General features: G+C 37.9%; 21 protein-coding genes and 1 other RNA gene. 10 read left to right on the top strand and 12 right to left on the bottom strand.

The window, feature by feature from the left end; all coding sequences use genetic code 11:
• Nucleotides 1–37 precede the first annotated feature (37 nt).
• The gene (locus tag MNY66_RS10765; RefSeq protein WP_241500828.1) at nt 38–1,471 is read left to right on the top strand and encodes a DNA translocase FtsK; all 1,434 of its coding nucleotides are present in this window, start codon (nt 38–40) and stop codon (nt 1,469–1,471) included.
• Between the two features lie 51 nt (nt 1,472–1,522).
• On the opposite strand, the gene MNY66_RS10760 is transcribed toward MNY66_RS10765, so the two are convergent.
• The 4 genes from MNY66_RS10760 to MNY66_RS10745 all read right to left on the bottom strand — a co-directional run bounded on the left by MNY66_RS10760 (nt 1,523) and on the right by MNY66_RS10745 (nt 4,166).
• Nucleotides 1,523–2,140 (bottom strand): inovirus Gp2 family protein, encoded by a 618-nt coding sequence (locus tag MNY66_RS10760; RefSeq protein WP_196718998.1) that lies wholly within the window; start codon nt 2,138–2,140, stop codon nt 1,523–1,525.
• A gap of 294 nt (nt 2,141–2,434) precedes the next feature.
• The gene (locus MNY66_RS10755; RefSeq protein WP_241500827.1) at nt 2,435–3,019 is read right to left on the bottom strand and encodes a recombinase family protein; all 585 of its coding nucleotides are present in this window, start codon (nt 3,017–3,019) and stop codon (nt 2,435–2,437) included.
• A gap of 39 nt (nt 3,020–3,058) precedes the next feature.
• Entirely contained in the window at nt 3,059–3,796 is a 738-nt protein-coding gene (locus tag MNY66_RS10750) for a hypothetical protein (protein WP_196718997.1), read from the bottom strand.
• Nucleotides 3,797–3,959: 163 nt separating this feature from the next.
• Entirely contained in the window at nt 3,960–4,166 is a 207-nt protein-coding gene (locus tag MNY66_RS10745) for a helix-turn-helix transcriptional regulator (protein ID WP_195569419.1), read from the bottom strand.
• Between the two features lie 129 nt (nt 4,167–4,295).
• On the opposite strand from MNY66_RS10745, the gene MNY66_RS10740 reads away from it, so the two are divergent.
• Nucleotides 4,296–5,126 (top strand): hypothetical protein, encoded by an 831-nt coding sequence (locus tag MNY66_RS10740; protein ID WP_241500826.1) that lies wholly within the window; start codon nt 4,296–4,298, stop codon nt 5,124–5,126.
• Here the strand turns inward: MNY66_RS10740 and MNY66_RS10735 are convergent.
• The 5 genes from MNY66_RS10735 to smpB form a co-directional block, all read right to left on the bottom strand.
• On the bottom strand, nt 5,123–5,395 hold the full coding sequence (locus MNY66_RS10735; RefSeq protein WP_241500825.1) for a hypothetical protein: 273 nt from the start codon (nt 5,393–5,395) through the stop codon (nt 5,123–5,125). The two genes, MNY66_RS10740 and MNY66_RS10735, sit on opposite strands and share 4 nt — an antisense overlap.
• Before the next feature lie 236 nt (nt 5,396–5,631).
• Nucleotides 5,632–7,071, bottom strand: coding sequence for a hypothetical protein (locus tag MNY66_RS10730; protein ID WP_241500824.1), 1,440 nt, complete (start codon nt 7,069–7,071; stop codon nt 5,632–5,634).
• A gap of 556 nt (nt 7,072–7,627) precedes the next feature.
• Entirely contained in the window at nt 7,628–8,869 is a 1,242-nt protein-coding gene (locus MNY66_RS10725) for an integrase (protein WP_241500823.1), read from the bottom strand.
• 183 nt (nt 8,870–9,052) lie between these two features.
• Nucleotides 9,053–9,416, bottom strand: a transfer-messenger RNA (tmRNA) gene (gene ssrA, locus MNY66_RS10720).
• Between the two features lie 49 nt (nt 9,417–9,465).
• The gene (smpB, locus tag MNY66_RS10715; RefSeq protein ID WP_047257437.1) at nt 9,466–9,948 is read right to left on the bottom strand and encodes an SsrA-binding protein SmpB; all 483 of its coding nucleotides are present in this window, start codon (nt 9,946–9,948) and stop codon (nt 9,466–9,468) included.
• A gap of 153 nt (nt 9,949–10,101) precedes the next feature.
• Between smpB and MNY66_RS10710 the strand changes: the two genes are divergently transcribed.
• Both MNY66_RS10710 and MNY66_RS10705 read left to right on the top strand, forming a co-directional pair.
• Nucleotides 10,102–10,536 carry a type II toxin-antitoxin system RatA family toxin gene (locus MNY66_RS10710; protein ID WP_047257438.1) on the top strand — a complete coding sequence of 145 codons (435 nt, stop codon included), beginning with the start codon at nt 10,102–10,104 and terminating at the stop codon, nt 10,534–10,536.
• Nucleotides 10,529–10,828 (top strand): RnfH family protein, encoded by a 300-nt coding sequence (locus MNY66_RS10705; RefSeq protein WP_047257439.1) that lies wholly within the window; start codon nt 10,529–10,531, stop codon nt 10,826–10,828. Before MNY66_RS10710 ends, MNY66_RS10705 begins: the two co-directional genes overlap by 8 nt.
• Nucleotides 10,829–11,073: 245 nt before the next feature.
• On the opposite strand, the gene bamE is transcribed toward MNY66_RS10705, so the two are convergent.
• From bamE to nadK, 3 genes are all read right to left on the bottom strand, one after another.
• Nucleotides 11,074–11,460 carry an outer membrane protein assembly factor BamE gene (bamE, locus tag MNY66_RS10700; protein WP_047257440.1) on the bottom strand — a complete coding sequence of 129 codons (387 nt, stop codon included), beginning with the start codon at nt 11,458–11,460 and terminating at the stop codon, nt 11,074–11,076.
• A 113-nt stretch (nt 11,461–11,573) separates the two neighbouring features.
• On the bottom strand, nt 11,574–13,235 hold the full coding sequence (gene recN, locus MNY66_RS10695) for a DNA repair protein RecN (RefSeq protein ID WP_241500822.1): 1,662 nt from the start codon (nt 13,233–13,235) through the stop codon (nt 11,574–11,576).
• Between the two features lie 88 nt (nt 13,236–13,323).
• Nucleotides 13,324–14,205, bottom strand: coding sequence for an NAD(+) kinase (nadK, locus tag MNY66_RS10690; protein ID WP_156171086.1), 882 nt, complete (start codon nt 14,203–14,205; stop codon nt 13,324–13,326).
• Nucleotides 14,206–14,321: 116 nt separating this feature from the next.
• Between nadK and grpE the strand changes: the two genes are divergently transcribed.
• From grpE to MNY66_RS10660, 6 genes are all read left to right on the top strand, one after another.
• The gene (gene grpE / locus MNY66_RS10685; protein ID WP_047257443.1) at nt 14,322–14,912 is read left to right on the top strand and encodes a nucleotide exchange factor GrpE; all 591 of its coding nucleotides are present in this window, start codon (nt 14,322–14,324) and stop codon (nt 14,910–14,912) included.
• A 162-nt stretch (nt 14,913–15,074) separates the two neighbouring features.
• Nucleotides 15,075–16,400 (top strand): type VI secretion system protein TssA, encoded by a 1,326-nt coding sequence (locus MNY66_RS10680; RefSeq protein WP_241500821.1) that lies wholly within the window; start codon nt 15,075–15,077, stop codon nt 16,398–16,400.
• A gap of 31 nt (nt 16,401–16,431) precedes the next feature.
• Complete coding sequence (locus MNY66_RS10675) at nt 16,432–16,950, top strand: Hcp family type VI secretion system effector (protein ID WP_047257445.1); 519 nt, start codon at nt 16,432–16,434, stop codon at nt 16,948–16,950.
• A gap of 160 nt (nt 16,951–17,110) precedes the next feature.
• Nucleotides 17,111–17,620 (top strand): type VI secretion system contractile sheath small subunit, encoded by a 510-nt coding sequence (gene tssB / locus MNY66_RS10670; protein ID WP_047257446.1) that lies wholly within the window; start codon nt 17,111–17,113, stop codon nt 17,618–17,620.
• Nucleotides 17,617–19,098, top strand: a complete 1,482-nt coding sequence (gene tssC, locus MNY66_RS10665; protein WP_047257447.1) for a type VI secretion system contractile sheath large subunit — start codon at nt 17,617–17,619, stop codon at nt 19,096–19,098. The genes tssB and tssC overlap by 4 nt, the downstream gene beginning before the upstream one ends.
• A gap of 24 nt (nt 19,099–19,122) precedes the next feature.
• Nucleotides 19,123–20,436 carry a type VI secretion system contractile sheath domain-containing protein gene (locus tag MNY66_RS10660; protein WP_241500820.1) on the top strand — a complete coding sequence of 438 codons (1,314 nt, stop codon included), beginning with the start codon at nt 19,123–19,125 and terminating at the stop codon, nt 20,434–20,436.
• Nucleotides 20,437–20,438: the final 2 nt, after the last annotated feature.

Below are 20,438 nucleotides of genomic sequence, written 5' to 3'. Positions count from 1 at the left end.
AATTTGCTGAACTAACACGCCTTGATGGGAGGACTTTATGGCACAACCGTTTATTCATACCTCAGAGCTTTGTTGGTCACCTCAAGAGCTAGAAGCTATGGCCCGTGCTATTGAATCTTGCTTTCTGCAATACCAAATAAGAGGTGAGGTTGTCGGTTATGATGAAGGTGCAACATTTACACTCTTTAGAATCGAACTGGGCAGAGGGATAAAAGCCTCTCAAGTGACAGCGGTAGTGCCAGAATTGTGTCGTTCCCTTAGTGTCATTGATATAAAAGTTATTGATTTTATTGCGGGTACACCTTATATCGGATTGCGCGTGACCAATACCTATCGTAGAGCGGTGCCTTTTGTTGAATGCTTTAATCAATGGTGCGGAAACAATGGGTTGTCTTCGCTTTCTATCATGTTAGGAGAAGATATTATAGGGGATCCAGTTGGCTGGGATCTAGCTCAAATGCCACATTTACTTATTGCAGGTGTGACGCGCTCAGGCAAGTCAATGTTAATGCATTCCTTGATAATGAGCATTTTATACAGAAACTCGCCGGATAAAGTTCGCTTTGTGATGTTTGATACAAGCCAGCTTGAACTCAGTTTATACAACGAAATACCCCACTTATTATTTCCTTCCGCTTCTGATCCCGTTGAATCAATAAAGCCATTAACGTTTTTGGTTAATGAGTCAAGGCGTAGACAAAAATTATTTGGAGCGTTAAATCAACGTAATTTGAGTGGATACAATAAGGTAATATCAAATGCGAAAGAGTTAGGTAGGCCTATACCTGATCCCTTCTGGCGTCCTAATGAGAATTATAGTGAGCATCCTTATTTAGGCTATGAGCCTGAAATTATTGTTTGTGTTGATGATTACGTTCAACTCATTGGCGAGTATAAACAAATAGGGGAAATGTTAGTTCTATTGAGCCAGCAAGGTCATGCGGTTGGTATTCATCTAATTCTAACGACTCGCAGCCCTTTATCCACCAGTATCGGTTCACAGCTTCGAATTAATATCCCTACTCGTATTGCTCTTTCTGTATCATCTAGGGCTGACTCTAATTTAATCCTTGATCAGTATGGTGCAGAATCACTATTTGGTTTGGGGGATATGCTATTCGCATCACCGAGTTTATCTGAACCTACTAGGATCCAAGGTACTTATGTGAGTGATTCAGATATCAGGGATACAGTCGATTATTGTAAACGATGGGGAAGCGCGAGTTATCTTAATTTTTATGGGGATGCCCAGAATGAAGATGTGGCAGAGGAAGAACTTGACCCATTATTTGATCAAGCAACTGAGTATGTTGTAGAAAAACAGCGCGTTTCTATTTCAGGGATCCAGCGGCAGTTCCGGATCGGTTATAACAGAGCCGCAATGATTGTAGAGCAGCTAGAATTACAAGGCATAGTTAGTGAACAAGACTACAATGGTAATCGTGAGGTATTAGCTCCACCGTATGAGTAGCTACTAATATCGATTATTGTATAGGTGGCTCTAAGGCCACCATAAGTATTATTAATACTGACTACGCCCTAAACTACGACTCACAGGACTGTACTGCTTTGAGTATTCTTTTGCTAAATAACTTAATCGTTTCATGACTAATTGGTGATCGTCAGAAAATGATGATGAAAGTTTATTTAAGCAATATCGGCAGTTTTCTGGGTAGTGTACCAATGTGCCTGTATCAAAAGAAGGATCAAATTCGAGCTGTAATGCATTGTACCAAGCTGTGGTGATCATGGTCCGTAAACTAGGCTCGAACAAATTGTAGTCCCCTAAATGGTAGTATGCGTCTTTATTGAAGACTAAAAATACATGGTAGTGAGGGAGTGTCGCGGTTGCAATTTCTTTTACCCACATATAACGCATGTTGTTTTCAAAAGTACGTTTACCTTGAAGCTTTTTACGGTGTTGATCGTGCTTAAGTTTAGCCTTTAAGGAATCAGTAAATCGGGATATAGGACTTCCTTCTAAATAAGGGAAACATGTCGGCATATCTCCATTATCGATAATAGGCGGAAAGTGAAGGTCAACTCGTATTACCGTGATACGAGGGTATTCCTTTAAAGCATAGTTCAATGTATCAGAAATGCATTCTAGATAAAATTCATTATATTCATTTTTAGACATGAGTATTTCCTAGGGCAATATTAACTTACCCTTTAATATGATTAAAGTAATATAGGGATAAAGTAAAGGATCTGTGTTATCCCTTTTTCATGATTTGGTTAATAAGATTTAAAATAGTTTTTATTAAATCGGATGTCATCTCCTTGGTGTTTTTATATAATAAGTTTCCCCTATAGTCTTTATTGTTTGCTAACTATGATAGATGGTATATATAATACCTATCCAACACGAAAACTATATTTAGAGTCGCACTGTAACTGCATTTTCTATTAATTAATGACTCTGGAGTTAGTCCTATTCGAAAATATCTTTATTCCAGTGGCGCTTTATAGTTGAAAGACTAATATTAAGCTTATTTGCTATCTCGCGTTGTTTATATCCCTTGCATTTCAGATCGTAAATATAATCCTTATACTTACTTCCTGCTGGTCGACCTAATGACTTATTTTGGGATAACGAAATGTAATGTCGCCTGCTTAGTTTTAGTACTTCATAGCTTTCTTCTAAATCATTTAATAGATTCAGCACGTCTAGCAAGAAAAACTTCTGCTCAAATATATTCGTGATAGACTGATTAAGGCTGATAACAGCCATACCAAGTTCGTGGCATCGAGATAAAATCTGTGCAGCCTGCTGAGTATTATTTCCTATATCATAGAGACTCCTTGTTATTAAAGTGTCTTCTGGTGTTAAAATATGGTCAATATGTTCCATAAGTTGTCGTGGAGGAAGTTTCACATCAAGCAATGGTTGACGTTCAATGATGATATTATCCTTAACCTCAGGGCAAAACGTGACAATTTCCTGTGTGTATTGCTCAAGATTTGCTAAGGCATCAGTGTCATCATGTCTTACTCGGATGTATGCATAATGGCTCATTTTATTCCCTTAGGTATCAAAAAACGTATTAATGACCTGTTATAGTGGGTTTATGATTATGGTGTTTGAGCTTTTGTCTATTCTTTTGTTGGCATTGTTCCTATCAATAACCCCAATTAGAATGCACTGATGGTTTGTGTGATAAATCGGTATAAAAGCCTCATAGGTATGTTTTAACTGTACCTTACTTTTCTTTATCGCTTCTTCAATGCCAAAAAAAACAATATCATTCATCGGTATGTTAATGATCCCATTAAAGTCAAAAATGTAATTTTTATACTCAGTATTTTTAATTAAAATTGTATTTGATAATCCACCTGCTTTATGTAGCTTATAGTGAACATGCCTATCAGTATAAATAAAGATGGCTTTCTTAATGTTGGGTTCGCTAATATAATGCTCTAGTTCTTCTTGAATGCTTATTTTTTCTTTGAGACCAACTTTAGGACTTTTAAATGCATGAGGATAAGCATGTTGATCAATAATGACACCTTTTTCTATTATGTGCGTTTGCCATATATCTAAAAGATGTTCAGCTAAAGAAAATGTCGATGCTTTTCCTTGATAATTCATTGAAGATTTATCTGGGGAAAATAATTTACTTTCAAGCTCGTTAGTTAATTGAGTGTATTGGTTTATCTCTGAAAGTAATGGGCAAGCACTCTTTAATATACTGGATATTAAAGATGAACGTGAAGTTTTATGCTTACAGCAGTACTCATCTATCTGTTTTAAACTGTTTTCATTTTTTACAGTAATAGTTATCCGTTGAGACATGATAATTATCCTCTCTTAAGTTTTGTATAAATAATTTTTAACGTTATTGAATAGTCAATATTCGATATTTTAGGCCTGTTTTGGTTTTACTTCTTTAACTTCTTCACAATAATAAACATTCTCAATAAAACATTAATATCGTTAATGATAAAATGATGACTAGCTAAGTTGACTCTCGTTGAAGTAACCAATCGTTGATTTCGGATTCGATCCAACCAACAGATTGCTTCCCTAATTTTTTTTGTTTAGGAAACGTTGGGTCATACCTTGGTGATGTTGGGTTTATCCAGTCGTATAGGGTTGACCGTGCGATCCCAATCCGTTGAATCACATATGGTAGTCGTAATATCTTGATCTTGGGTGAACTCATTGTATTTTCCACTCTTTTATTGAGGAGATATCTGAAGTGTGTTTAGTCTAATGGATATCAGAGAAAGTAAATATACAGCAAGCAAAAATTCTGCTATTTAAGTTAATTTATTATTTCGGGATTTTTTAAGTGATTGATTATAATGTGTTTTTTGATGAGGCAAAACGACAGGTACATTTTAAGCAGAGGCAATTATTTGAAGAAATAGATAAAGGTTGGAGAGGATTAACAAAAAAATCGAAAGATGATGCAATTTGTATGTTAGTAACTCTAGAGCCTGACACAATCGGTTTAATGGGTGAGTTATATAGGGCTGGTTACATACATCTAGATCATCGTGTAGAGGGTAAAGTCAGTGAACTATATGAACGCATTTTAAAATATCGGAGTAAATTCAAATTGCACGAAAGGTTGTGTTTAAGCAGAGATACCAAAATAATAAATATGCACACAGGAGTTAATGACTTTTTGCTAGACAGGATTTATTGGTCAAGTGTTAATTATAGATTAGCAATGCGTTGTAATAACAGTGACTTAGCAGATCTGAAAATTATTGCTATCCGATCTTTATTGAAAAGTATTGAGATGCTAAGCGAGTGTTTTGGTTTGGGTCTCTTCAGTAATTATAGCAAAGAAGTAAATCGATTAAGCAAGCAAAGAACTGAAGCTGGCAGAAAAGGAGGAAAATTACGTAACAAATATATGGTTGATATACAACAGCGTGCATACATGTTGTTACTTGAACGCCAGCCTAGAGATGAAAAATGGAAAAAAAAGAGTATAGCAGTGAAAGCTATAGAGTTGGAATTGAGAAATTATATTCTGACGTTACAAAAAGAAGATGACTATGTAGGGCAAGAGTATGAGAATTTATATAGAACAATAATGGATTGGTCTAGAGAAGATAATAATTTGGTTAAAAAAGCAATGGAAAAGACGGTTAGAATGAAAAATAGTTAAAAAGATATTGAATTAGAATTTTCTAAATGGTTCCTGAAAAAATTAGGGGGAAAATTTAATATTAACTGTTCTGTTTTAGGGGAAATGGACAGGATGAATTGCTGTTTGCCGTAGCTTTCACGCTTATATCCATTCACATGCTCCAAAAACGCTTCAGCATTTTTATCTGGACTTATAAGAGGATGAGCTATAGGGAGAGCCCCATAAGACTCCGCATCCACACGGATACCATTGCTATCATAAGCAAAAGTTATTTTTATACCGCTCAAACTAACCTCTTAAACATAACGCATGAGTTCAGGGGTAAAGAAAAAGCTACGCTTTTTCAGACTGCTGACAAACATATTATGTTTGCCAGCAGTCGTTAGGGGTTTTGAAATAAACAAGGAAAATCAATTTATTGATTTTCGGCTGATAACACGAAGCGGGAAAAACCGCGCTTTTATCCCGCTTCGTCAACAACCTCAAAAAGCTACGCTTTTTCGAAGTTCTCTGGAACGATTTGTTAGGCTGGAAGATTTGGAACAACATTCTTGAAGTCTGTCGTGTTGTAAAGACCATACAAAGTCTTCGCGGGGGCTGTAATGATTAAATCGAGCGCTCGCTGCAAATGAACGTTTGTGTGTTTGGTCTTCAGGATCGTTGCCAAATCACGGGCTCGTTTATCTGGGGTGCTTCGTGATAGCGGGCTGGCAAATTCAGGTTCTAAGAAGAGTTTGATGAATTCGACCGCTTCTCCTTCGGTGAAATTACTTATGTAGTTTTGATAATACGGGAGGGCTTGCTCGTCCACTCCTTGCCTGTATCCATGCCCGTTGCCGACATAGCAAATGGAAATTACCTTGACCCATATTGCCCGAGCCGCACGGGGAATTTTTCCTGTCGCGGGCAAACTATCATTCAGTGCTTTTGCATGGGGATATTCGTTATAAAAATTGTTTGATCCGAAGTGCGCACGATAGAGGTTCTCAAGCTTTTCTATCAGTTCGCCGGCAAGGCTGTCTTCATCTTTGTATGCGAGACCACCCACTACTTCCAAGAATTTCTGGCAGGCATCCTTCTTCGCGACCTCTCCATTTTTTCGGAGTATTCCGAATCTGGCGCCAATTTCGTATTTTCTGTCTTCGGTTGCAGCAATCCAGACGTCCGGACTAATGCCCTCAATATTATCTCTTGCATGCTGAGCTGATTTATCATCCGTGTATATACCAAATAACGTCCAGAGGAAGTCATCAATCCGCTCTTGCGGTTGTTTTGCTAAATCAGAACAGATTACAGAAAAGTCACCACTTGGGATGGCTACCGTACGAATGTTCTGGAGAAGTTGCTTGATGGAAATTAGAGAATGGTCTGGCTCTGCGGTGATGGCATGTTTAAGACATGTCGCCAGCCAGCCAAGCATTTCGTAGCCATCGATTTCGTTGTCGTTTGGGTGTGCAGCACTTGCATGATTGCGCATGTAATTAACATGCTCTAATCGTTGGTAGTTAACATCAGTTACCAACCCAATTCGGCGGCACCCTTCCAATAGATCATGCTCGCTAACTTGATCGATTTCTTCTGGCTTTGAAAGCGACTTGTAGCGGGAGCTGATTTTCTCGGCAACCGAATAAAAATATTGAATATCAAAGCTAATGACTTGGCGGCGAAGAGCCCTGACGGTTTCGTCCCAAAGATAATTTAGCGCGCCATCAAAAAGCCCAGCAGCTATTGCAATCGTAAAGCGCGATAGGTAGTGGGCTTTTCCACGATCAGCGTGAGGAAGTATTTCCAGAGCATCAGCGAGTTGTGCAATGACCTTTTTTCTTTCAGCTATTGGTGCAACAACATCATTAACAGGGAGCCCAACGTTTACGAGATACCCCTCTAATTGCGCATTGAGTTCACCGATTGGTGAAACGAGGTGACCAGCATCAACTACGATTATTGCTTTCTCGTCTGTCATATTTATTCCCGATGGTGATGGCAGTATGTTGTATAGGCCTAATATTTTATTCATGCGCATGCGCATTTACCCCGGTAGACCAGTAAAAATGCGCACGGTTAACTATCTGTATACAAATAAGTTATCAGCTTTCTGCCAAATACGCCATCTGGAAAAACGCACATACTCGTTTTTCAAACCTATTAACTAAAATTAAGATTCTATAGTTAATTGATTTTATAAAGCTTTATTTATTTAGAATGGAATTGGTGCGCACTAATCCTGTGTTAAAATCGTACAAAAATGCCTAAATTTAAATATAACTGTATACCCATACATTGTTAGTCGATTTCTGGTAAGGCCAAACATAGGCAAATAGGTAAGAATCTGTCTGGCAGCAGGAGTGAGAATTCTCGATTGAGCTAACGAGCCAAAACACGAAATGGGACAATAACGAGCTGGCAGAGCCTTCAGACAATGACCTCTTGAACTCACAGCACAGAGCAGAGCTGACGTCTAAATGATACCTAGCTCTGTACTATTATTGTACCCGCTCAGATTTGAGCTGGTACACAAATTATCCAACTAGCGACATCCCCCTGATCCCACCATCAATAATACTCCCCCTATCGGCCTCCTCAATAAAATCAGCCCACCATTGCATCATTGGTCGTCTTTGCTCTAAGTAATCACTGCGGTTATAAGCACGTCTAACTTCGTTTTTATCAACGTGGGCTAGGGCGGCTTCAATCACATCAGGTGGGAAGCCTTGCTCATTGAGTGCGGTACTTGCAATTGAGCGAAGACCGTGAGAAACCAATACACCTCCGAATCCAGCGCGTTTTAGTGCGGCATTGACGGTTTGGCTGTTCATTGGCTGGGTAGGCTTGATACGGCTAGGGAAGATAAACTCACGATTACCACTTAATGGTTTCATTAGCTCTAGGATAGCCAAAGCAGCGTCAGATAATGGAACAGTGTGCTCACGGTTCATTTTCATTCTAGCAGCCGGTATCTTCCATTCCTTGGTCTCAAAGTTGATTTCGTCCCAACGAGCTTCAGCGGCTTCAGCAGGGCGCGAGATGGTGAGTAGCTGCCACATGAACAGGCATCGAGTAGATAGGCTAATACTAGCTGTACGCATTGTCTGCATGAGCTTTGGTAGCTGATCAGGGGGAATACTTGGCATATTCTTTTTCTTGGGTTTTTCAAAAGCCTTGCCAATATTGATACTCGGTACGGCATCAATTAAGCCAGTATTTTGAGCATAGATCATCACTTCGTTGATACGCTGACATAAGCGACGAACGGTTTCTAGTGCACCTCTGGCTTGAACAGGTTGTATTGCTTGAACCAATATATGTGCTTTGATATCGGTAACGCTGATATCGCCTATGGCGGGAAATACATCTCGTTCAAGTGAGCGCCAAATGTCATTACCGTAGTCTTCTGTTACAGTGGACTTCTTCACTTCCCACCAACGTTCAGCAACGAGTTTAAAGGTATTTGTCTTAGCTTCTAAGCTGTTACGGATTTGTTCTTTATGGTGGTCTTGTGGGTCTATCTGTTTAGCGAGCAGTGTGTGAGCTTCAAGGCGATAACGACGCGCATCAGCAAGGCTGACTGCGGGGTAAGCTCCTAGGCTCTTTTTAGCGCGTTTTTTAGTGATAGGGCGAGTATAGCGAAATGACCACAGCTTGCTGCCATTGGATTTAACTAATAGCTCTAATCCATCGCCATCATAGAGGACATAATCACTCTGTTTGGGCTTTGCTGCGTCGATCTCTTTTACTGATAAGGGTTTGGTTTGTCTTGCCATTTTTGATGTTCCATTGTTTTTAGGCACCTCAAAAACTATAAAGGTTTGCGAGGTGCCTATCAAGGTGCCTAAGATGATTGGATTTAATTAGGTGACATCAGACTGCGCAGGACATAAAAAAGCCCGCAACTCATTGAGTTAGCGGGCTTTTCAGTCTTCTTTGGACGTCCTTAGAAGATAATTTGGTGGAGCTGGGGGGATTTGAACCCCCGTCCGAAATTACTACATCCTTGGCACTACATGCTTAGTCAAATCTTTACATTCGCCTGCCAGCTGCGGATTGACACGCCACTAACAAACTAGTCTGATTAGTTTTAACGCTTCAACCCCAGACAAGGTATTCACGCGATCTCTTTTGGGTTTGACCTCTCTTGATCCCCGTCCTAAGAGCGGAGGCTAGGGAGAGAGGGCTCTATGCAGGTTATTAAGCTGCTAGTGCGTAGTTTTCGTCGTTTGCGACTATTTTTTTGCGGCTTTTAACGAGGCCAACCGCCCCTCGGCATGCACCTTGGGTTTCGCAAATCCCGTCGAATCCAGAATCAGCCCCAAGTACTATTTTGCAAGTATAACAGAAAATTCATCTAAAAAGCTAGGGCTTAGCGTCCAGAATGTTTCATTATACGTGCTTTATCTAATTGCCACTCACGTTCTTTGATATCAGAGCGCTTATCGTGGTCTTTTTTACCTTTAGCAACGCCTATTTTAACCTTACTCCAGGCATTTTTCCAATACATTGAAAGTGCAACAACAGTATAACCTTCGCGATTGACTCGCCCGTAAAGCGAATCTAACTCTCGTTGGTTAAGTAATAATTTTCTCGTGCGAGTTGGATCGCAAACAACGTGAGAAGAAGCAACATGCATTGGTGTGATTGTTGCACCAAATAAAAAGGCTTCACCATCTCTTAGCAAAACATAGCTTTCACTAATATTGGCTTTACCGGCACGTAGCGATTTTACTTCCCAGCCTTGCAGCACTAATCCCGCCTCAAATTCCTCCTCAATAGAGTATTCATGGCGTGCACGTTTATTCATGGCTATAGTAGCCGAACCGGGTTTATGGGCTTTTTTCTTTGTCATAATTCCGCCATTATACTGCAACTTGTGCTTAAAGAAATCTCTGTGTAAGGATATTTTTCCAATTGTGTGATTATTACACAGTCTAGGTTTTGCTTTTTGTTTCGCTAATTAACAATGATATAATAAAATTAATTTCTGGTGATAGGAACAAATATGCCACAGATCAGCCGCTCTGCGTTAGTGCCTTATAGCGCGGAACAAATGTATCAATTAGTAAACGATGTCGTCTCATATCCGGAATTTTTACCGGGCTGTGTTGGAAGCCGAGTGATTAGTCAATCGGCTGAAGAAATGACGGCAGCGGTTGAAGTCTCTAAAGCGGGGATCAGCAAAACATTCGTTACTCGCAATTTATTAGAAGATAGTCAACGTATTCGAATGCAATTAGTTGAGGGGCCTTTTAAGAAATTAACGGGCGGGTGGATTTTTACCCCATTAAGCTCAGAGGCTTGCAAAATTGAATTTAGTTTAGATTTTGAATTTACTAATAAACTGATTGAATTAGCTTTTGGCAAAATCTTCAAAGACTTAGCTGGAAATATGGTGCAAGCATTTACTCAACGAGCAAGAGAAGTTTATCGTGTCTAAGTTAAATATTGAAGTCGCTTATGCATTACCGGATAAGCAATTTTTATTACATGTTACTGTGGCTGAAGGCGCAACTGTTGAACAAGCAATTATTGCTTCAGGTATTTTATCTTTACGTGATGATATTGATCTTAAAAAGAATAAAGTGGGTATATATAGTCGAGCCGTCAAGCTGACAGATGCAGTTAAAGAAGGTGATCGGATAGAGATTTATCGACCACTGATTGCTGATCCTAAAGAATTACGTCGTCAGCGAGCAGAGAGATCGAAAGAAGAGAAAAAACATTCGTAATCTTGGATTACTGTTCTAGCCTGTTTACAACCTAAGTTTATTTACAATGAAATTAATTGTACAATCTAGCTTAGTGATAAATTTACTAGATAGATAATTAAAACCAGACAGTATTAACTATGTCTGGTTTTAATTTTTTGTCATTAGTAACGTTACTAGCGAGAAAAAGTACTGCTACTGTACTGGAATAGTTTCGAATCGTATATCTACAATCCGGTTCCTATACTGATGACTAATACATATCACTATTCTTTATTTTGTGCTTGTTGAGCTAACTTATCTTCCATCGCTTTTTGCGCAGCAAGATTTTTTTCATTTTTAATATCGGTTAAAACACCGCTATTATCAAAAGTTAGAGTCAATGTTTCTTGAGTTACAGGATCATGGCCTAACTCTTGGCGGAAAACGTAATACCACGTTTGTGTGCCGAATGGGTCTGTCAGCATTGGTGATCCTAACGTATAGGCAACCTGCTGTTGAGTCATCCCTTTCTTAATTTTCGCAACATCATTCGCAGTAAGATAATTTCCCTGATTAATATCAGGATGATAAACAAGACGTTCCATCATAGAACAACCTGTAGTCATTAAAACGAGTGACATTGCAGCAGCAGTTAACAGTTTATAACGCATGGTTATCTCATTCCTTGTGGAGTCAGAACATCAATGATAATCGACATTGATTCAATTGAAAACCTTTCCTCATTGTCTCTCTGACCACAAGGAGAAGAAAAGGTTGTCAAATATTATGCTGCTAGCAATTCTTTTGCATTGGCTAATGTGTTTTTAGTAACTTGTCCCCCAGCTAATAATCGCGCTAGCTCTTGTAATCTCTGTTTTTTATCAAGCAATTGCATATGAGTCTCTGTTTCGAGCCCATTTGTTTCTTTACTAACATAAAAATGATGATGACCACAACCTGCGACCTGTGGTAAATGGGTAACACACATAACTTGTGTTGACTCTCCGAGTTCGCGCAATAATTTTCCGACAATAGCTGCGGTTGGACCACTAATACCAACATCGACTTCATCAAAAATAAGCGCTGGTGTATCCATTTTTTTAGCAGTAATTACTTGTATCGCAAGTGCGATACGTGATAGTTCGCCGCCAGAAGCAACTTTACCTAGTGATTGATGAGGTTGCCCTGGATTAGTGGTGACATTAAATTCGACGCGGCTAGCACCATCAATTTGTAAATGTTCTGGTTCAAAGCTGAGATCAATTGTAAATCGACCATGTGGCATGGATAGTTGATGCATGCTCGATGTTATTAATTCACTTAATTCTTGGGCAAACTGTAATCTGGCAGTATGTAATTTTTCAGCAATATCAAGTGCTGCTTGGTGGTATATTTTGACTTGGTCGGACAATAGTTGGCAATCATCATCTTGATTCAACAGTTTTTGTTGTTCGTCTAATAATTGCTGATAAAGTGCCGGCAGCTCCTCTGGAGATATATGATGTTTACGCGCTAAGCTTACTTGTTTTGATAAGCGTTGTTCTAAATCAAATAAACGATTAGGATCAAGTTCATACTGATCACAATAGTGTCTTAGTTCATCACTGACTTCGCTGACTTGAATAGCAGCCTCTTCGAGCATATTGAGCAAATTCTCAAATTTTGGTTCGATTGAGATCAATTCTGCCATCTCTTGCTTAGCTGTATTTAACATTGAAATGATATTGCTATCATCATTATCAGTAAGCATTTCTATTGTATTTTGCCCTAATGATAAGAATTGCCCGCTATTAGCCAATCGTTTATATTCTTGTTCGATATCTTGATATTCACCGGGCAATGGTGCTAATTCATCTAATTCTTTTAAATGGTATTCAAGCAGTTGCTTACGTGATTCACGTTCTTGCATTTGTTGTTGAAATAGCGCTAATTCTTGACAACTTTGATGCCAATTTTTCCAAGCGTAACGCATTTCAGCTAATAACGGTTGTTGATTAGCATAGGCATCTAATAAGAACTTTTGATGTCGTCCATCTAATAATAATTGGTGGGCGTGCTGGCCATGAATTTGGATTAATAAGGCACCAAGTTCGCGTAATTGAGAGAGAGGGACGGCAGTACCATTAATAAAGCCACGAGAGCGACCATCTGCAGAGATAGTCCGGCGTAATAAACACTCATTATGGTCATCTAATTGATGGTCAATCAGCCACTGATGTGCAGATGGTGCATCATTTAATGAAAAGCGAGCACAAATATCTGCACGATTGGCACCGGGACGAACCATATTACTATCGCCTCTGTTACCCAAACACAGTCCCAAAGCGTCGATAGCAATGGATTTTCCTGCACCTGTTTCACCGGTAATGGCTGTCATGCCACTGCGAAAATCAATTTCAAGATCGCGGACAATAGCAAAATGTGAAATAGTTAATTGGGTCAGCATCTCAGTCTCTCCTGTGTATAATTACACGCTGTTTATGCATACAGTATAAACTGTTTTTTTATACAGTGAAGAGGGACGGATTAAAAAATTAAAAAGTTTTTTTCGACCAGCCTAGTTTTGAGCTTAATGTATTGAAATAATTATAATCTTTAGGATGAACTAAATTTAAATTTTTATTACTACGTTTAATTAATACTTCTTCGCCATCTTGGATTGGTAGCATGATTTGGCTGTCACAACTGACTTCGTAATCAATATTATTACGTAGGAATTTCAATCGAATACTACTATTACTACTGATAACCAAAGGGCGAGATGAGAGAGTATGTGGAAACATTGGGACAAGAACAATCGCATCAAGATTTGGGGTTAAAATAGGGCCGCCGGCAGATAAAGAGTAGGCTGTAGAGCCAGTAGGAGTAGCAATAATTAAGCCATCAGAGCGTTGAGAAAAAGCAAAACGATCATCGATATAAACTTCAAATTCTATCATATGAGCTATTTTGCCCGGATGCAGCACAATCTCATTGATTGCATTACTTTTTCTCGCTTTTTGTCCTTGTTTAATTACTTGCGCTTCTAGCAAAAAGCGCGATTCTTCAAGGTAATGACCATCCAGCACTTCTGATAGTTGTTGTAAGGCGTTGTCGGGATCAAGGTCGGTCAGAAAACCTAAGTTTCCTCGGTTAATACCAATAACTTTATTTTTATAGCGAGATAAAATCCGCGCCGCACCCAGCATGTTACCGTCCCCGCCAACCACGACAACCAATTCGGCTATTTGTCCAATATCCGTGAGGCTACCGGTTATAGCATCGTTTAAATTGAGTTCTTTGGCGACTTGTTGATCGATAATGACATGATAGCCTTTAGAAATTAACCAATGATATAAAAGCTCATGGGTCGCAAGGGCTTCGGGATGGCGAGGATGTCCGACTATCCCTATAGAATTAAAGTGTTTTTCAGCAATAATTGTATCTGTTAGCACGATTTTTGTCCTCTCATAACATCACTTCCCTTGATTCCCTATTTTTGATCCCCATAATAACCTGATATGGGAATAATGCTAAATACGCGGAGATATTCATGAGCAGTAAAGACCAAAACATACATGATGAACAAGCCACTGAGCAAACAGAATCTCACAAAGATCATGTTGAGCAGCAGCAAGAGACACAGCAGGAAGATCCTCAAGCGGCAGAGAATGTAGATTTGGCGCGTATTGCTGAATTGGAAAAGCAGCTTGAAGAATCCCAAAAACGTGAGCGAGATGAGATCTTACGAGCAAAAGCTGAGATGGAAAATATCCGTCGTCGTGCAGAAATGGATGTTGAAAAAGCGCATAAATTTGCGTTAGAGCGTTTTTCAAATGAATTATTGCCGGTGATTGATAACTTAGAACGTGCATTAGAAGCGGTAGATCATGAAAATGAAGCCTCTAAGCCGATGATTGAAGGCTTAGAGCTTACACTGAAATCATTTTTAGATACCGTGGCTAAATTTGGTGTGGAGGTTGTAGCCGAAGCCAATGTACCGTTTAATCCAGATGTACATCAAGCAATTACTTTAGTTGAATCTGCTGAACATCAATCAAACCACGTGATGGATGTAATGCAAAAAGGCTATACATTGAATGGTCGTTTATTAAGACCGGCAATGGTTATTGTGGCTAAATAATAGATTTTTTTAGTTGAAGGCTGAATTTATGAAATTCAGCCTTTTTTATTGTAGCTATTAAAAATAAAAGTAAAGACTTAATATTCTATGTCGATAATAAGTTTAACCTGGGAGAGTGTTCCTGATGAATAAATAGTTTAATTTTCTAATAGAGTATTATAAATGTTAATAAAGTCTGATGATATAGAATTATTATTAGTGCCAATTACTAATAATTCACCACAGGGTGTTTATCTAAAAGAAGATAATGTTTTATATCGCCCATTAAGGAATTTATTTAATATATCACAAACTTCATTGAGAAAATTAATTTCAAATCCACAACAGGATGAAATAGATATATTAGATAAGGAAAATATATCGCATTGGAATAAACTATCAGAAGAATTATTATCCATTTTTAAATATAAAGCTCGAGATTTAAGTTTGATTGGTTGGTTTTTATGTAGCCAGATAGTTTTAGACTCTTCCTTCAAATCATTACAATTAAGTTTGTCATGGCTAGAAATATTACTGACAGAACAATGGGAGAGTCTGCAACCGAATATTGAAAATTCAAATAAAAAAGACAGTCTGGAATGTGAACAAATAAAATATAAAGAATTAGAGTTATTTTTGGGCGACAGTATAGAAAGCTGCTTATACTATACGCCTTTTATGTTGAGTCCCTTTGTTGGTAGAGTGAGTTTTTATCAATATACTCAAGCTGAAAGAAGAGGTGAAAGTGCTGCGTTAAAACAGAGCTTAGTATCGACAGTTAAACAAGAACAACAGGTTATTAGGCAAAAACAACAGACATTATTATTGTGTGTTAAAAGTTTACATCATATTCAAACTATATTGAACAAATCAGAATATCAGAAAAATAAAAGTAGTTTTTTATTTTTTATAAAAATAATTGAGTCTTATATTAAAGGATTAGATAATATTTCACAGGGAATTATAGCTTCTATTATAGAGCCAGAAGTTAATAATATTATTAGCGATAATCAAATTATAGATAACTCATTAGATTATAAAGAAGTAAAATCAGCTAATAGCTTTATAGGATTGAATAGTAGTAATATAAATGACAATTCAAATTTTGAATGTAAATCTCGGCAATTAGCTTTCCTGCAACTAAGAGAGATTGCTCATTATTTTAGAATTAATGAACCTCATAGCCCTATTTCATTTTTAATTGAAAAGTCAATTCGTTGGGGACAATTATCTTTAAAAGAATTATGGCAGGAAATATTAGCAGATAAAAATGATAATTTTATAGAGCGAATTTTTAATATCACTGGTGTTAATGAAACTGAATGGGTTGAATTACCTAAGGTAACAGCAACATTGATGCAAAATGCTCGTGATATTAATAATGAGTTTCAACCTGCATATTATCAAACAGTAAATATTGAAACTACATTAACAGAAGACCCCTTAACTGGGGATATGACCAAAAAGGATAGCCAACCGGCTGAAGATAAATCAGCACTGCGTTGGTAATGATTGATTAAAATAATAAGGATTGTTATTTATGGCTAGTATTTATATGCGTATTGAAGGCGTTGACGTTAAAGGCGGCGCAACAGTTGTTGGATTAAATGGCGAAAATTGGTTTGCTATTGAATCGTATAACTGGGGGGCAGCGCGTAATGTTGCTATGGATATTGGTAATGGTAATAACGCAGATTCAGGTATGGTTGCAATTCAGCCTATCAGTATCGCGAAACAAATTGATGGTGCCTCAGAAGATTTATTATCTTATCTTTTCAACCCAGGTAAAGAAGGTAAAACGGTAGAAATAGCATTTACTAAACCTGAAGCGGATGGCTCTGGCGCTAAAGTCTATTTTCAAATCAAATTATCTAAAGCCCGTTTAATTTCTTACAATGTTAGCGGTTATGATGGTAGTCAGCCTCATGAAATGATCACTCTATCTTATATTGAAGTTGCTCAAAAGCACTCTTATGAGTTAGAAGGCGGCGAATTAAAAGAAGGCGGAATTGTGACCTATAACTTATCGCAAGGTAAATTACTGTCAGGTGCTAAATAAGTAAAACATTGAAGGGAGTCATTATTGGCTCCTTTATTAATACTTATATTTATTACTATATTCGCCAATAATTATCGAGCTGAAATTGCGATAATCCGAAACGCTGTGCTTGATTATTAGACAGTCAGTATATTTAGAATATAAATAGCTAGGGATTGCTATGTCATTAAATTCACAACATAAACGTATTATAAAAAATAGAGTCAGCATTACTTATGATGTTGAGACTAATGGTGCTGTTGAAACCAAAGAATTACCTTTTGTTATTGGTGTCGTTGGGGATTATTCAGGGCATAAAGATCCCATGCAGAAAGTCGCTGCGGAAAAACGCGAATTTATGGGCATTGATAAAGATAATTTTGATTCAGTGATGTCTCAAGTGGGTCCAGAATTAAGCTACAAAGTGGATAATAAACTATCTCAGGATGGTAGTGAATTTGAAGTTAATTTGAAATTTAATACTATTAATGATTTTCATCCTGAAAATTTAATTCAACAAATAGAGCCGCTCAAAAAATTATTAGAAACACGAAATCAATTAAAAACATTATTAAGTAAAGCAGATCGTTCAAGCGACTTAGAAAAATTATTAAAAGAAATTCTACAAAATAGCAGCGCGATAGAACAATTAGCCGTTGAGCTGGGTCTTCCTAAGGGGACAGATGCATGACAACAGAACATTTATCCGCATCTATTGCCTCTACAGAAAGTATTCAAGAGGTCAGCTTTCTGGATAAAGCAATTAATGCCACGCTGCAAACGCCTGTAGATTCGACGAAAATGTTGATGTCGACACTGACTTCACAAGCCTTAGATGGCACGGTAATTTGGGATAAAAACTTAACCTTAACTATCGAAAAAGCCATTATTGCTATCGACGAGCAAATTTCATTGCAACTGTCCTCTGTCATGAAAAATAAAGAGTTTCAAAAACTGGAAGGTAGCTGGTTAGGGTTACAGAAACTAATTAAAAACAGTGAATTAGGCACCAAACTTAAAATTAGATTAGCTGACTTCACTAAAGACGAGTTGCTCGACCAATTTGAAAATGCGCCAGCTATTGATCGTAGCCGTTTTTTTGGAATGGTCTATCAAGAAGAGTTTGGTACCGCGGGTGGATTGCCTTATGGCGCCTTATTAGGCGACTATGAATTTGGCTATGGCGATGAGGATGTAGCACTTTTACGCTATATTGGCGAAGTTGCAAGCGCATCACATTCACCATTTATTGCCGCAGCTAATTCAGCTATGTTTGATTTTGATACCTTCAATAAGTTTACTGATGGAAAACCTGTTGCTGCAGGATTTGAATCGCCAGCGTATGCAAGCTGGAATGCGTTTAGAGAAAGTGATGAAGCTCGCTATGTTGCGTTGACTTTGCCTCGAACTTTGGCGCGTTTACCTTACGGTAAGAATAGTTGTAGTGTTAATTCATTTCATTTTGAAGAGCTAGCTACCAATCAGCATCAAATCCCTATTATTGATAGCGAACAAGATTTTGTTTGGAGTAATGCGGCTTATGAATATGGTCTATTACTAACCCAAGCTTATACTAAATATGGCTGGTGTACAGCGATCCGCGGGACTGAAAATGGCGGGAAAGTCGAGTCATTACCAAATTTTGTCTATCGTAATAATGGTAATGATTTGGTGCAACAATGTCCGACAGAAGTTAATTTGACTGATGAGCGTGAAAAAGAGTTGAGTGATCTAGGATTTATGCCATTAGTTCATTATAAAAACTCTAATTATGCCGTATTTATGGGCGCGCAAACCACTTATCAGCCAAAAACGTATACTGATCCTGATGCTACAGCGAATGCCGCAATTGCAGCCCGTTTACCTTATACTTTAGCCAGTAGCCGTGTTGCACAATATTTAAAGATGATTGGTCGTGACAGAATTGGTTCTAATCTTTCTCCTGCCGATGTTGAAAAAGAGCTGAATAATTGGATTCATCAATATGTTAATCCCAATGCTATCGGTAATGAAGCCAAGGCTACCCATCCGCTGGTGGAAGCGAAAATAATGGTGGAGGAACAAGCAGGGCGCCCGGGGGCTTATTCTGCGGTGGCTTATATTCGTCCATGGTTACAAATGGAAGAGTTGACTACCTCATTAAGAATGGTTGCAACAATACCTAATTAGTAGATTAGTTTAATAGGCTAGGGCATGCAAATACCGACATATTCGGGGAGAGTAGATAAATATCCTCCGAATAATATCTTATTAACTGCGGCGATTAACCGGCTGATATACCATATTGATATTCTTTGTAGCCAGCAATTAACAGCAGTAATAAACCATACTGAATTTCTCCGGCTGGAAGCTAGTTGGCTGAGTGTTTTTGAGTTAGTTAATGTTCCGGTTGCTAAGCAGCGGGTTAATATTAAGTTATTAGATTATTCTTGGCAGCCATTGGCCTTTGAATTAAACACAGCTTTTAGTATTAAACAAACCCGACTATTTCATTTAATTTATCATCAAGAATTAAATACGGCTGGGGGATTACCGTTTGGGTTAGTTTTAATTGATCATCGTTTAAAATTTAATGCTGATGATGAATATGATGATCTCTATACTGCGCAACGACTAGCTGAATTAGGTGAACAATCATTATGTCCAATCGTATTAAGCTGTGATCTAACTTTTTTAGGAGATAATAATAATAATCAATGGATTGATCTAAATAAAATGGCTCGAATATTACAAAGTGAAGATTATACTTTGTGGCACTTATTACGGGAGCATGCGAGTGCGAAATATTTGTATTTGACGCTCCCGGATTTTATTTTACGCAAAAATTATCAAACACAAGTAATGGGCTTTATTTTTTATACGGATAACGATCCATGCCAAATATTATGGGGTAATTCAGCATATTTACTGTGTATGAATATCATTCGTGAATTTGAGCGTATTAGTTGGTTTGGTTTCTTGCGAGCCTATGATGAAAATGGGCGAAATGGTGCGATTATTCAATCACTTAATAATGGCATGCCGATAATAGGAAAAATAGATATTCCCAGCGAACAAGAAAATTTTTGGGCGGAGCAAGGTTTTATTCCCTTTTCGTCGATTTATTTATCAGGACAAAAAGGATTTTTCAGTAATTACTCGGTGCAAAAGCTAAACTATAAACATAATCGCCAATTGTCGATGCTACAAACAAATTTAATTGCTTGTCGCTTCGCGCATTTTATTAAAATGCGTATTCGTAATCATATTGGTTTATATGACACTATTGATGACTGTAAACAGAGTATTGAACAATGGTTAAAAAAATATGTGAGCGAAGTAGATTATGGCGAAGAAAGTATTATGGCTGATTACCCATTAAAACAATGTGCGGTAGCTATCGAAGCTGACCCGGATGATCCGACGCGTTATCTGTGCCAGATTAATTTACGACCACAATACCAATATGAAATAAATGAATCAGATATTCAAATTGCCGTATCATTGGCAGCTCAAGATGTAGGGTAAAT

The sequence above is a fragment of the Moellerella wisconsensis genome (genome assembly GCF_022592395.1).
Lineage (GTDB): Bacteria > Pseudomonadota > Gammaproteobacteria > Enterobacterales > Enterobacteriaceae > Moellerella > Moellerella wisconsensis.
Note: the sequence above shows the minus strand (reverse complement) of the source record. Positions and strands in the feature narration are given on the sequence as shown.

Excerpts from the sequence above, each read along its gene's own strand:
- MNY66_RS10765 (WP_241500828.1), top strand. The coding sequence starts at position 38 with ATGGCACAACCGTTTATTCATACCTCAGAGCTTTGTTGGTCACCTCAA.
- MNY66_RS10760 (WP_196718998.1), bottom strand. The coding sequence starts at position 2,140 with ATGTCTAAAAATGAATATAATGAATTTTATCTAGAATGCATTTCTGAT.
- MNY66_RS10755 (WP_241500827.1), bottom strand. The coding sequence starts at position 3,019 with ATGAGCCATTATGCATACATCCGAGTAAGACATGATGACACTGATGCC.
- MNY66_RS10750 (WP_196718997.1), bottom strand. The coding sequence starts at position 3,796 with ATGTCTCAACGGATAACTATTACTGTAAAAAATGAAAACAGTTTAAAA.
- MNY66_RS10745 (WP_195569419.1), bottom strand. The coding sequence starts at position 4,166 with ATGAGTTCACCCAAGATCAAGATATTACGACTACCATATGTGATTCAA.
- MNY66_RS10730 (WP_241500824.1), bottom strand. The coding sequence starts at position 7,071 with ATGACAGACGAGAAAGCAATAATCGTAGTTGATGCTGGTCACCTCGTT.
- MNY66_RS10725 (WP_241500823.1), bottom strand. The coding sequence starts at position 8,869 with ATGGCAAGACAAACCAAACCCTTATCAGTAAAAGAGATCGACGCAGCA.
- smpB (WP_047257437.1), bottom strand. The coding sequence starts at position 9,948 with ATGACAAAGAAAAAAGCCCATAAACCCGGTTCGGCTACTATAGCCATG.
- MNY66_RS10710 (WP_047257438.1), top strand. The coding sequence starts at position 10,102 with ATGCCACAGATCAGCCGCTCTGCGTTAGTGCCTTATAGCGCGGAACAA.
- bamE (WP_047257440.1), bottom strand. The coding sequence starts at position 11,460 with ATGCGTTATAAACTGTTAACTGCTGCTGCAATGTCACTCGTTTTAATG.
- recN (WP_241500822.1), bottom strand. The coding sequence starts at position 13,235 with ATGCTGACCCAATTAACTATTTCACATTTTGCTATTGTCCGCGATCTT.
- grpE (WP_047257443.1), top strand. The coding sequence starts at position 14,322 with ATGAGCAGTAAAGACCAAAACATACATGATGAACAAGCCACTGAGCAA.
- MNY66_RS10680 (WP_241500821.1), top strand. The coding sequence starts at position 15,075 with ATGTTAATAAAGTCTGATGATATAGAATTATTATTAGTGCCAATTACT.
- MNY66_RS10675 (WP_047257445.1), top strand. The coding sequence starts at position 16,432 with ATGGCTAGTATTTATATGCGTATTGAAGGCGTTGACGTTAAAGGCGGC.
- tssB (WP_047257446.1), top strand. The coding sequence starts at position 17,111 with ATGTCATTAAATTCACAACATAAACGTATTATAAAAAATAGAGTCAGC.
- tssC (WP_047257447.1), top strand. The coding sequence starts at position 17,617 with ATGACAACAGAACATTTATCCGCATCTATTGCCTCTACAGAAAGTATT.
- MNY66_RS10660 (WP_241500820.1), top strand. The coding sequence starts at position 19,123 with ATGCAAATACCGACATATTCGGGGAGAGTAGATAAATATCCTCCGAAT.